Source organism: Vibrio splendidus (assembly GCF_003345295.1).
Classification (GTDB): domain Bacteria; phylum Pseudomonadota; class Gammaproteobacteria; order Enterobacterales; family Vibrionaceae; genus Vibrio; species Vibrio splendidus_K.
In genome coordinates, this window is sequence record NZ_CP031055.1 from 2,771,360 (window position 1) to 2,784,402 (window position 13,043).

Consider the following 13,043-nt stretch of genomic DNA (forward strand, 5'->3'; position numbering starts at 1 on the left):
TTGTATGGTTAAGCCTCACGGGCAATTAGTACAGGTTAGCTCAATGCCTCGCAGCACTTACACACCCTGCCTATCAACGTCGTAGTCTACGACAACCCTTTAGGACACTTATAGTGCCAGGGAAAACTCATCTCAAGGCTCGCTTCCCGCTTAGATGCTTTCAGCGGTTATCGATTCCGAACTTAGCTACCGGGCAATGCCATTGGCATGACAACCCGAACACCAGAGGTTCGTCCACTCCGGTCCTCTCGTACTAGGAGCAGCCCCTTTCAATTTTCCAACGCCCACGGCAGATAGGGACCGAACTGTCTCACGACGTTCTAAACCCAGCTCGCGTACCACTTTAAATGGCGAACAGCCATACCCTTGGGACCGACTTCAGCCCCAGGATGTGATGAGCCGACATCGAGGTGCCAAACACCGCCGTCGATATGAACTCTTGGGCGGTATCAGCCTGTTATCCCCGGAGTACCTTTTATCCGTTGAGCGATGGCCCTTCCATTCAGAACCACCGGATCACTATGACCTGCTTTCGCACCTGCTCGAATTGTCATTCTCGCAGTCAAGCGGGCTTATGCCATTGCACTAACCACACGATGTCCAACCGTGTTTAGCCCACCTTCGTGCTCCTCCGTTACTCTTTGGGAGGAGACCGCCCCAGTCAAACTACCCACCAGGCACTGTCCGTAATCCCGATTCAGGGACCAACGTTAGAACATCAAAACTACAAGGGTGGTATTTCAAGGACGACTCCATCACATCTAGCGACGCAATTTCATAGTCTCCCACCTATCCTACACATGTAGGTTCAATGTTCAGTGCCAAGCTGTAGTAAAGGTTCACGGGGTCTTTCCGTCTAGCCGCGGGTACACTGCATCTTCACAGCGATTTCAATTTCACTGAGTCTCGGGTGGAGACAGCGTGGCCATCATTACGCCATTCGTGCAGGTCGGAACTTACCCGACAAGGAATTTCGCTACCTTAGGACCGTTATAGTTACGGCCGCCGTTTACCGGGGCTTCGATCAAGAGCTTCGACCGAAGTCTAACCCCATCAATTAACCTTCCGGCACCGGGCAGGCGTCACACCGTATACGTCATCTTACGATTTTGCACAGTGCTGTGTTTTTAATAAACAGTTGCAGCCACCTGGTATCTGCGACTCTCGTCTGCTCCATCCGCAAGGGACTTCACTGATAAGAGCGTACCTTCTCCCGAAGTTACGGTACCATTTTGCCTAGTTCCTTCACCCGAGTTCTCTCAAGCGCCTTGGTATTCTCTACCCGACCACCTGTGTCGGTTTGGGGTACGATTCCTTACAATCTGAAGCTTAGAGGCTTTTCCTGGAAGCATGGCATCAATGACTTCACTACCGTAGTAGCTCGACATCGTATCTCAGCGTTAATGAAAGTCCGGATTTACCTAAACTTTCCGCCTACATACTTGAACCTGGACAACCGTCGCCAGGCCCACCTAGCCTTCTCCGTCCCCCCATCGCAATTGTAAGAAGTACGGGAATATTAACCCGTTTCCCATCGACTACGCCTTTCGGCCTCGCCTTAGGAGTCGACTTACCCTGCCCCGATTAACGTTGGACAGGAACCCTTGGTCTTCCGGCGAGGGAGTTTTTCACTCCCTTTATCGTTACTCATGTCAGCATTCGCACTTCTGATACCTCCAGCAGCCCTTACAGACCACCTTCAACGGCTTACAGAACGCTCCCCTACCCCACATACCCTAAGGTACGTAGCCGCAGCTTCGGTGTATAGCTTAGCCCCGTTACATCTTCCGCGCAGGCCGACTCGACCAGTGAGCTATTACGCTTTCTTTAAATGATGGCTGCTTCTAAGCCAACATCCTGGCTGTCTGAGCCTTCCCACATCGTTTCCCACTTAGCTATACTTTGGGACCTTAGCTGGCGGTCTGGGTTGTTTCCCTCTCCACGACGGACGTTAGCACCCGCCGTGTGTCTCCCGGATAGTACTTACTGGTATTCGGAGTTTGCAAAGGGTTGGTAAGTCGGGATGACCCCCTAGCCTTAACAGTGCTCTACCCCCAGTAGTATTCGTCCGAGGCGCTACCTAAATAGCTTTCGGGGAGAACCAGCTATCTCCAGGTTTGATTGGCCTTTCACCCCTAGCCACAAGTCATCCGCTAATTTTTCAACATTAGTCGGTTCGGTCCTCCAGTTGATGTTACTCAACCTTCAACCTGCCCATGGCTAGATCACCTGGTTTCGGGTCTAATCCTAGCAACTGTACGCCCAGTTAAGACTCGGTTTCCCTACGGCTCCCCTAAACGGTTAACCTTGCTACTAAAATTAAGTCGCTGACCCATTATACAAAAGGTACGCAGTCACACCACGAAGGTGCTCCTACTGCTTGTACGTACACGGTTTCAGGTTCTATTTCACTCCCCTCACAGGGGTTCTTTTCGCCTTTCCCTCACGGTACTGGTTCACTATCGGTCAGTCAGTAGTATTTAGCCTTGGAGGATGGTCCCCCCATATTCAGACAGGATATCACGTGTCCCGCCCTACTCGTTTTCACTGATTATGATGTGTCGGTTACGGGGCTATCACCCTTTATTGCGAGACTTTCCAGACTCTTCACCTGCATCATTAAAAGCTTAAGGGCTAATCCAATTTCGCTCGCCGCTACTTTCGGAATCTCGGTTGATTTCTCTTCCTCGGGGTACTTAGATGTTTCAGTTCCCCCGGTTTGCCTCCTGTTGCTATGTATTCACAACAGGATACTTGCTTATGCAAGTGGGTTTCCCCATTCAGGAATCCCAGACTCAAAAGGTTATTACTACCTAATCTGGGCTTATCGCAAGTTATTACGCCTTTCATCGCCTCTGACTGCCAAGGCATCCACCGTGTACGCTTAGTCACTTAACCATACAACCCGAAAGGGTCTTAGTGTATGGCAACTAACCAAGGTTTTTGGTTGTCATCAAGAAGGGTTAATTCTTGATAACTGTTTGCCGGACTCAATTTACTTTTTGTTTCCACTTTTAAAAAAAGTAGAATCAAAAAATGAACAATCATTTCTGATCATTCGAATACAAGACACTTGAATGTGTTTGTTGTGTTTATCTAATGAAAGATAAACATTGAGAACTTTTAAGTTTGATTGAATTACTCGTAAGTAATCAATCAGTCAGCTTTCCAAATTGTTAAAGAGCATAAAGCAAAAAGCTTTAATCAATAACTTACGTTATTAATTAAAGCTCTGGCTTTAACTAAATCTAAACCATCAATCTGTGTGGACACTCATCGTAAGTATCTTCGTATAAGGAGGTGATCCAGCCCCAGGTTCCCCTAGGGCTACCTTGTTACGACTTCACCCCAGTCATGAACCACAAAGTGGTGAGCGTCCTCCCCGAAAGGTTAAACTACCCACTTCTTTTGCAGCCCACTCCCATGGTGTGACGGGCGGTGTGTACAAGGCCCGGGAACGTATTCACCGTGACATTCTGATTCACGATTACTAGCGATTCCGACTTCATGGAGTCGAGTTGCAGACTCCAATCCGGACTACGACGCACTTTTTGGGATTCGCTCACTATCGCTAGCTTGCTGCCCTCTGTATGCGCCATTGTAGCACGTGTGTAGCCCTACTCGTAAGGGCCATGATGACTTGACGTCGTCCCCACCTTCCTCCGGTTTATCACCGGCAGTCTCCCTGGAGTTCCCGACATTACTCGCTGGCAAACAAGGATAAGGGTTGCGCTCGTTGCGGGACTTAACCCAACATTTCACAACACGAGCTGACGACAGCCATGCAGCACCTGTCTCAGAGTTCCCGAAGGCACACCTGCGTCTCCGCTGGCTTCTCTGGATGTCAAGAGTAGGTAAGGTTCTTCGCGTTGCATCGAATTAAACCACATGCTCCACCGCTTGTGCGGGCCCCCGTCAATTCATTTGAGTTTTAATCTTGCGACCGTACTCCCCAGGCGGTCTACTTAACGCGTTAGCTCCGAAAGCCACGGCTCAAGGCCACAACCTCCAAGTAGACATCGTTTACGGCGTGGACTACCAGGGTATCTAATCCTGTTTGCTCCCCACGCTTTCGCATCTGAGTGTCAGTGTCTGTCCAGGGGGCCGCCTTCGCCACTGGTATTCCTTCAGATCTCTACGCATTTCACCGCTACACCTGAAATTCTACCCCCCTCTACAGCACTCTAGTTCACCAGTTTCAAATGCAGTTCCGAGGTTGAGCCCCGGGCTTTCACATCTGACTTAATGAACCACCTGCATGCGCTTTACGCCCAGTAATTCCGATTAACGCTCGCACCCTCCGTATTACCGCGGCTGCTGGCACGGAGTTAGCCGGTGCTTCTTCTGTTGCTAACGTCAAGATATGCAGCTATTAACTACACACCCTTCCTCACAACTGAAAGTACTTTACAACCCGAAGGCCTTCTTCATACACGCGGCATGGCTGCATCAGGCTTTCGCCCATTGTGCAATATTCCCCACTGCTGCCTCCCGTAGGAGTCTGGACCGTGTCTCAGTTCCAGTGTGGCTGATCATCCTCTCAGACCAGCTAGGGATCGTCGCCTTGGTGAGCCATTACCTCACCAACTAGCTAATCCCACCTAGGCATATCTTGACGCGAGAGGTCCGAAGATCCCCCTCTTTGGCCCGTAGGCATTATGCGGTATTAGCCATCGTTTCCAATGGTTATCCCCCACATCAAGGCAATTTCCTAGGCATTACTCACCCGTCCGCCGCTCGACGCCCATTAACGCACCCGAAGGATTGTTAGTGTCGTTTCCGCTCGACTTGCATGTGTTAGGCCTGCCGCCAGCGTTCAATCTGAGCCATGATCAAACTCTTCAATTTAAGATTTTGTGACTCAACGAATACTGACTTCAAAACTATTCTTTATAAATAAAGAATGTAATTTTAAAGCTATTACCATTCCAACAGAATGGTAATGAATTGACTGTGCCGAATAATTTCTTTCTACAAGAGAAAGTCGTTAAACGTATTGGTCACTCAGTTCATTGAAATCAATTTGTTACCGAAGTAACTGTTTTATCCAAAGGATAAAACGTTTTGATATTCATCAACGAGTGCCCACACAGATTGATAGGTTTAAATTGTTAAAGAGCTTCACTTGTTGAGCGTTCCTTTTAAGTAAGGAGCCTCTCTAAGTGGACGGCCATTCTAGCGTTTTAATTCTCAGTGTCAAACACTTATTGGGAATTAATTTCTACTTTTTAAAAGTAGGAGCGATTAAACGCTTTAAGCTAGTTGCCTTACCAACATTCTGCGCTGAAGCCTTGTGGCGTCTGCCGTGTCAGTGAGGCGGCATTATAGAGATGCAGCTCTTATTGGCAAGCATTAAATGCGTTTTTTATTGAAAAAAGAGGTTAAGCGAAGACATTTCAACCAAGGGCTTATTTATACCACTTTCAACCCAAGTTTCGAACAAATTACCCACAACACCCTGTGGATAACTACTCACCATTATCAAAAAAGTAAGATAAACGAGCCCTAGGGTTTAGATATTCTCTAACTTGTTCCGGTAACTTACTTGGATGAACTGCATTGACAATTTTTATCTCTTTACTAAAGAGGTCAATGATCGGGGCTTGGGTTCTTGGCACGCTAGGATCATAGATCAGTACATTCGGGTAAAGCATGTGTTTAGCATTAACTGAAATCACTATTCCAATTGATTCATTTGAAAGCTGCACGACAGTGCCCGGTGGGTACACTCCCATAAACTTGACTAACAGACTCAAGTTATCCTGACTATATAGGTGTTTGCAGTTCTTATATAAATGAGAGAGTGCTAAGTAAGGGATCTTCTGCTGGGATTGCGCTTTACTGTGGCAAAGATTATCAAATGCATTTGCTACCGCGACTATTTTTGCAAACTCATCTATACCATCTTCAGTTAAGCCTTCTGGATAACCCGAACCGTCATTCATTTCGTGATGCTGACCAATAACTCTCTTCGCACTGTCAGGAAAACCCTCAATAGCCGTGACTATATCTACCCCATACTTAGTATGAAGTTTGAGATAATTCGCCTCTGGCACAGTCAAAGCTGCCTGCTTTCTTAGTATCGCTACGGGTATCTTTATTTTACCTATATCGTGAAACAACGCGGCAAATGAAAGGTCTTTCAACTGCTGCGTATTGTAGCCTTTTGCTTTACCAATCATTAACGCAACAACAGAGACATTTAATGTATGGAAGTAAATGTCTTCAAAGTCAGCTTTTGCATTCATGAGATGCAAGGTTACGTTATCGTCACTCACTAGCGTTTCAACAATATCATCAACAAGAGCTTTAACCTCCCCTACCGCATCTAATGGGCGATTACGGATTTTGGTCATCACAGAACGCATTCGGGCAAGCGAACGTTCGAACTCTTTCTCGCAATGACTCACCCTACGACGGTAAGAGCTTAGAGTTTCGATACGCTCATGCTTATCTTTCCACATTCTTTCCGCTTCAAGACTTACTTGTAAATCAGTATCAAGGTCTTGTTCACTCACATGATTAGCGGGTAAAGGTGATGTATCGCTTTGGTTCGGATTTATATAGACGTGCTTAATCCCAAGATGTCGAATTACTTGTACTTGAGCGTCATCTTTGATTTTAAAGCTGTTAAGTAGAAATGGGTGTTCATTCCATTTTACTGGGAGTCGTACATGTAGACCGGGCTGAATGCGATCTACGGTAATCTTTATGCTGCCCATTTTTATATATAATATTGATCAATAATCTCTATTTATAATTCTAATAAAACCGAGCAGCAATTTCACTATCCAATTTCACAGGTTCAACTTAAAGAATCACAGTGCACCATCCAACGTATGCCGAACTTATCTTCCACTTTGCCAAACCGAGCTCCCCAAAACGTATCCGCTAAAGGTGTCATTATTCGCCCACCTTGCTTCAGGTTTTCAAAGATTTGCTCTTGAGTCGCGGTATCCTCAGTAACAAGGGAGAGAGCGAGGTTGTTACCTTCGAGCTCTTTCGCTTTAACACCATCAGACATCATCAGCTTCATACCAAACGCTTCAAACTCAGCATGCATAATCCAATCAGGTTGAGCTCCCTCTATTACTTGTGGCGCATCACTAAAAAGTTGTTTCGATAAAACTACACCGCCAAAACATTTATGATAAAAATCCAACGCTTCGTTACAACGGCCATCAAAAAACAAGTAAGGGGTTACTGTCAGCATATATCTCTCCTCTATTATTCCTTTAAACATAGACAATAGATGAGAGAATGGTAGGTAACATCATGATTTAAGATGATTAATTTATTAAGGAATCGAATTGCGAAGGGAAACGGTGTGGTTTAGGAATGAAACAACAAGATCTGACTGATTAAAAAAGCGTTCCTGCCGTTAAAACAAAGGTAAGCTTTTCTATTCTCCAGATACAACAAAGCCCCGACCATTTCTGATCAGAGCTTTATCTAAATATGGTACCGGTAGGCCGACTTGACTGGGCTTGCATCCAAGCCGACACGCTGGATTTTAAATTCACAAACGCCTAAAACGACGAAAGGTCGCTATAAAAGCGACCTTTCTATGCTTGGTACCGGTAGGCGGAATGATTGGACAGGCATTCCTGCCGCCGCCGAGAAGGCAACGCTCCCTATACCCCAGATACAACAAAGCCCCGACTTTCGTCGAGGCTTTGTCATTTAAATATGGTACCGGTAGGCGGACTTGAACCGCCACGCCCGAAGGCAACGGATTTTGAATCCGTCGTGTATACCAATTTCACCATACCGGCATTATCTTGGGGCGTTGCCCTTTCGATGTCTGGCATTATACGTATGCGAACTGATGTGGCAAGTATAAAAACTTGAATTCATGTGTGTTTGCCGATAATTTCGCCACTAAGTCATAAGCTGTGCGTCATGTCTCTTTTCACGCCAGGCCTTAGACTATATTCTGACGCCTAAATTTTTGAAGAAGTAATAACACCATGACATCAACAAACACAATGCCACCAGCAGGAGTAATGCGCCGATTTGGTGCCTTGTTCTATGACGCCCTTATCGTAATCGCTATTGAGATGCTGGCGGCTGGCGTCATTGTCGCTCTGCTGCATGCGCTCATGGCACTTGGCGTTTTTAACCATAGCGGTTATGCCGATGTTAGTGACTTCTTGAGCAACCACCCGATTTGGAGCCCTGCATATACCTTTTACTTAGTCGTAGTTTGGGTGTATTTCTTTGTGTTCTTTTGGACAAAAGCAGGTCAAACGCTAGGCATGCGAGCTTGGAAACTGCGCATTCAAAACAAAGATGGCTCCGCTATTACTGTAACCCAAGCTCTGATTCGCTTAGGTACTTCAGGATTTGGATTAGCAAACTTATGTGTTCCATTCGACCCTCAAAAGCGTGGCTTTCACGACATCTGGGCGAAGACCGAAGTAGTAGTGCTACCACAAGCACGATAACGCGATCAAACTTGCTACAGTCAAGAGCAAAAAAGGAAGGCGTTATGCCTTCCTTTTTTCTATTTACAGTTTCCGCCTCAAGAGCATTATGGCTATTCCAAGGAACACCACGCTCGGGGCTAGCGCACCAAAGGCCGGTGGTATTTGATAGACCAAACTGACCGGACCAAAGAACTCACTGGATATATAGAAGGTAAAACCTGCAATAACCCCCGAAAGAATTCTTGCTCCCATAGTCACACTTCGTAATGGGCCAAAGATAAACGACAATGCCATCAACATCATGACCGCTATCGAAATCGGCTGAGTTATCTTTCTCCATAAAGCGAGTTCATAGCGTGATGCATCTTGCTCCGAGGCTTTAAGGTAGGAAACATAATCGTACAACCCACTTAAAGACAGCTCTTCTGGTTTAACCGTTACGATCGCAAGCTTATCCGGAGCGAGTGATGTTTCCCAAGTATAAGTTGGTAAGCTTTCTTTGGTAATCTGAAGCTCATTTTCGAAAGACGTGATCTCTACATCGTTCATAGTCCAAACGTTGTTTCCAACATAATCGACTTCTTTTGAATATATAGCTGTTTTCAGAGCCTTGTTCTCATCAAAGCGCCACATATTCATACCATATAACTTCTGATCATCGATTTTGACAATGAAGATGAAGTCATTGGCATCACGTGCCCATACCCCACTTTGGGTAGAGATAATATTACCACCAGCAATCGATATAGTTCTTAAGTCACGAGCCATCTTCTGTGCTTGAGGGGCTCCCCACTGACCAAGAAGAGTCACCACGATCATTAATGGAATAGCGGTTTTGAGTACCGATAGGCCAATATCTAACTTAGAGAAACCCGCCGCCTGCATTACCACCAGTTCGGAACTCGCAGCAAGCATACCCAGTCCAATCAATGCACCAAGTAATGCAGCCATTGGAAAGAACATCTCGATATCACGAGGAACACTCAATAGTACGAAATACAGCGCTTGTAATAGATCATAGGTACCACGACCAACCTTTCTCAGCTGTTCTACGTACTTGATAATCCCAGAGAGACCAACAAACGTCACCAATACCAGTGACGTAGTTGCGATGATGGTTCTGCCTATATATAAATCGAGAATCTTAAACACGGCTTAAGCTAACCTTTTATTCTTGAATTTTTCTTTCAAACGCCTTACTGGCACGCTATCCATAAAGTTTGCACCAATCGCGACAAATAACAATAACGCATTAATTGGCCACATGCCGACTACCGCAGGGATACTCCCCTCTTCAATCGAAGATTTGGTTGCACTGATTGCTAAGAAATAGGTTAGGTAGATTAGAATGGCTGGGCCAATTTTAGCGAAACGACCTTGTCGAGGGTTCACCGCAGACAGTGGCACAACAAGCATGGTCAACAATGGAATACAAAGCACCAATGAAATTCGCCATTGTAATTCCGCTTTGGCACTGTTTTCTGGATTACCAATCAGTTCGAGCGTAGGAATCGCCTCCCAATCACGACCTTTCTTCTCGACCTCACGCTGACCAATTAAGCCTTCGTACTCTTCAAAGTGCGTTACCATATAATCAAGACGTGTTGGAACCCCTTCATGACGAGTGCCATCGTACATCACAATCACTTGGCGACCATCGCTGAGCTCTTTTACATCACCCGACTTAGAGAACATCACACTAGGCAATACCGAATCACGTGGGCGCATTTGAGCAACAAACACATTTTCTAACTTATTACCGTCGATATCATCAATGAAAACGACAGAAGAACCATCCGGCGTACCTTCAAACTTACCTTTCGGAAGTAAATCAACGCTATTTTCTGCAGCCACTTCTTCATACATTTGCTCAACTTTGTCTTGCGACCAAGGAGACAACCAAAATGAGTTGAAGGCAGCAACAGATGCAGTAATCAAAGCCAAATAAAGCGCAGATTGGATAAGGAATTTATTACCAATACCCGTTGCGTTCATTACGACTATTTCACTTTCAGCGTAAAGACGGCCAAAAGTAAGCAAAATACCAATATAGATACTGAGTGGAAGCATCAATAAACCCATCGCTGGCATATTTAGACCAACAATCGACAATATGAGGCTCGCAGGAATATCACCATCAGAGGCGTCCGCTAAAACACTGATGAATTTTTGGCTGAGAAACACGAGAAAGAGAACAAAAAAGATCGCAAATTGGCTCTTGATTGTCTCGCGGATCAAATATCTAACAATAATCACGCTCAAATTACCTATACAAAACTTGTTTTTTTGATTGAATCACTATAATTTCCCGTTGAACCTTTTATTTTTTTAAATTTTTAGCTAAGTGTTAGCGTTCTTCTTTAAGGTTAGTTCCATTATAGGATCCAACAAGTAAGAACCCATTATCTAACATTTAGTTCGATTTGTCTTCAGGATGTAGGAGTACGCATGGAGTTCAGTGTAAAAAGTGGCAGCCCAGAGAAACAGCGCAGCGCATGTATCGTTGTCGGTGTATTCGAACCGCGCCGCCTTTCTCCAGTAGCCGAGCAATTAGATAAGATTAGCGATGGCTACATTAGTTCACTGCTTCGTCGCGGTGATCTAGAGGGTAAACCTGGCCAGATGCTGCTACTGCATCAAGTACCTGGTGTGCTTTCAGAACGTGTTCTACTGGTAGGCTGTGGTAAAGAACGTGAGCTAGGCGAGCGTCAATACAAAGAAATTATCCAAAAAACCATCAGCACACTAAACGAAACAGGTTCTATGGAAGCAGTATGTTTCCTTACAGAACTTCACGTTAAAGGTCGCGACACTTACTGGAAAGTTCGTCAAGCGGTAGAAGCGACTAAAGATGGTCTTTACACATTCGACCAATTTAAGAGCAACAAACCAGAGACTCGTCGTCCATTGCGTAAATTGGTATTCAACGTACCAACTCGTCGCGAGCTAAGCCTTGGCGAAAAAGCGATTTCTCATGGTCTTGCTATTGCTTCAGGTGTGAAAGCATCTAAAGATCTTGGCAACATGCCACCAAACATCGCAAACCCTGCTTACCTAGCTTCTCAAGCTCGTCGTTTAGCTGACGATTATGAGACAGTAAAGACTAAGATCATCGGTGAAGAAGAGATGGAAAAGCTGGGTATGACTTCATACTTAGCTGTAGGCCGTGGCTCTAAGAACGAATCTATGATGTCTATCATGGAATACAAAGGCGCTGCTGACCCAAATGCAAAACCTATCGTTCTAGTCGGTAAAGGTCTTACTTTCGATTCAGGCGGTATCTCGCTTAAGCCTGGTGAAGGCATGGATGAGATGAAGTACGACATGTGTGGTGCTGCATCTGTATTCGGCACAATGAAAGCACTAGCGAAACTTAACTTGCCAATCAACGTTGTAGGTATCCTTGCGGGCTGTGAAAACATGCCTGGTAGCAATGCTTACCGCCCAGGTGACATTCTAACAACCATGTCAGGCCAAACCGTTGAAGTATTAAATACTGATGCAGAAGGTCGCTTGGTTCTATGTGATGCCCTAACTTACGTTGAGCGCTTTGAACCAGATTGTGTTGTCGATGTTGCTACGCTAACTGGTGCATGTGTTATCGCTCTAGGTCACCACATCAGTGGCGTTCTATCTAACCACAACCCACTGTCTCATGAACTTGTTAATGCTTCAGAGCAAGCAAGTGACCGCGCATGGCGTCTACCTATGGCAGACGAGTACCATGAGCAGCTGAACAGTCCGTTTGCTGATATGGCAAACATCGGTGGCCGCCCTGGCGGTACTATCACCGCAGGTTGTTTCCTGTCTAAATTCACTAAGAAGTACCACTGGGCTCACATCGACAGTGCAGGTACTGCGTGGAAGTCAGGTGCAGCGAAAGGCTCGACAGGTCGTCCTGTCTCAATGCTAGTCCAATTCTTATTGAACCGCAGCGGCCAAGAGACTGAAGAGCAATCTTCAAAATAATGAAAAGGGCCTACGGGCCCTTTTTTAATAAGCGCTATTTGTTAGACCCTGTTAACCAAGTAATATTGATATCCACGATTTTCAGTTCAAGTTTTGAGTGTTAAGTATGCAGACTGCCACGTTTTACATTGTGCCTTCAGACAGCCCGCAAGCCAGCGAAGATGGTTTTGCTCGCTATGTGTTGTTTCTTGCTCAGCACTTTGCTAAACAAGGCGCTAAACTTTATCTCAACTGCAATGACAAAGAACATGCCGAACGTATCGCTGAGGTTTTCTGGCAGGTCGAACCCAATGAATTTATTGCACATAACTTAGTTGGCGAAGGCCCAAAGTATTCAACCAACATCGAAATTGGCTATCAAGGCGTAAAACATAATTGGAATCGCCAACTGGTAATAAATCTGGCCGATAATAATACAACCTTTGCGAACGCCTTTGCTCAGGTGATAGACTTCGTTCCTTACGAAGAAAAAGCTAAGCAACTCGCTCGAGAAAGGTATAAAATTTACCGTCAGGCTGGATATCAGCTACAAACTATCGAGATTCAACATCCATAGTCAAACCTCATAGTTAAAGCTATCTTTGGATTTAGATTCAAGAAGCTTCACTTATGAAGTTTGACCACGATTAACCATTCACAGTATCC

The 13,043-nt window shown here is 45.5% G+C and carries 7 protein-coding genes, 1 tRNA gene and 2 rRNA genes; 3 read left to right on the forward strand and 7 right to left on the reverse strand.

From position 1 onward, the window contains the following. Window positions 1-4: 4 nt before the first annotated feature. From DUN60_RS12245 to DUN60_RS12270, 5 genes are all read right to left on the reverse strand, one after another. A 23S ribosomal RNA gene (locus DUN60_RS12245) occupies window positions 5-2,898 on the reverse strand. A 395-nt stretch (window positions 2,899-3,293) separates the two neighbouring features. Then, a 16S ribosomal RNA gene (locus tag DUN60_RS12250) occupies window positions 3,294-4,848 on the reverse strand. The 16S and 23S rRNA genes sit together here, the layout of an rRNA operon. A 620-nt stretch (window positions 4,849-5,468) precedes the next feature. Beyond that, the gene (locus tag DUN60_RS12255) at window positions 5,469-6,722 is read right to left on the reverse strand and encodes a cyclic di-GMP phosphodiesterase (protein ID WP_054548294.1); all 1,254 of its coding nucleotides are present in this window, start codon (window positions 6,720-6,722) and stop codon (window positions 5,469-5,471) included. An 83-nt stretch (window positions 6,723-6,805) separates the two neighbouring features. Beyond that, window positions 6,806-7,213, reverse strand: coding sequence for a VOC family protein (locus DUN60_RS12260; RefSeq protein ID WP_004735357.1), 408 nt, complete (start codon window positions 7,211-7,213; stop codon window positions 6,806-6,808). 477 nt (window positions 7,214-7,690) lie between these two features. Beyond that, window positions 7,691-7,775: transfer RNA gene (locus tag DUN60_RS12270), tRNA-Leu, on the reverse strand. A 195-nt stretch (window positions 7,776-7,970) separates the two neighbouring features. Between DUN60_RS12270 and DUN60_RS12275 the strand changes: the two genes are divergently transcribed. Beyond that, window positions 7,971-8,447, forward strand: a complete 477-nt coding sequence (locus DUN60_RS12275; RefSeq protein ID WP_054548293.1) for an RDD family protein — start codon at window positions 7,971-7,973, stop codon at window positions 8,445-8,447. Window positions 8,448-8,510: 63 nt separating this feature from the next. On the opposite strand, the gene lptG is transcribed toward DUN60_RS12275, so the two are convergent. Beyond that, the gene (gene lptG, locus DUN60_RS12280) at window positions 8,511-9,581 is read right to left on the reverse strand and encodes an LPS export ABC transporter permease LptG (RefSeq protein ID WP_017078773.1); all 1,071 of its coding nucleotides are present in this window, start codon (window positions 9,579-9,581) and stop codon (window positions 8,511-8,513) included. Between the two features lie 3 nt (window positions 9,582-9,584). Next, window positions 9,585-10,685 carry an LPS export ABC transporter permease LptF gene (gene lptF, locus DUN60_RS12285; RefSeq protein WP_004735336.1) on the reverse strand — a complete coding sequence of 367 codons (1,101 nt, stop codon included), beginning with the start codon at window positions 10,683-10,685 and terminating at the stop codon, window positions 9,585-9,587. 192 nt (window positions 10,686-10,877) lie between these two features. On the opposite strand from lptF, the gene pepA reads away from it, so the two are divergent. Further along, a complete protein-coding gene (pepA, locus tag DUN60_RS12290; protein WP_004735335.1) occupies window positions 10,878-12,398 on the forward strand; it encodes a leucyl aminopeptidase in 1,521 nt (506 codons plus the stop codon). A gap of 106 nt (window positions 12,399-12,504) precedes the next feature. After that, the gene (locus DUN60_RS12295) at window positions 12,505-12,954 is read left to right on the forward strand and encodes a DNA polymerase III subunit chi (protein WP_114634031.1); all 450 of its coding nucleotides are present in this window, start codon (window positions 12,505-12,507) and stop codon (window positions 12,952-12,954) included. Window positions 12,955-13,043: the final 89 nt, after the last annotated feature.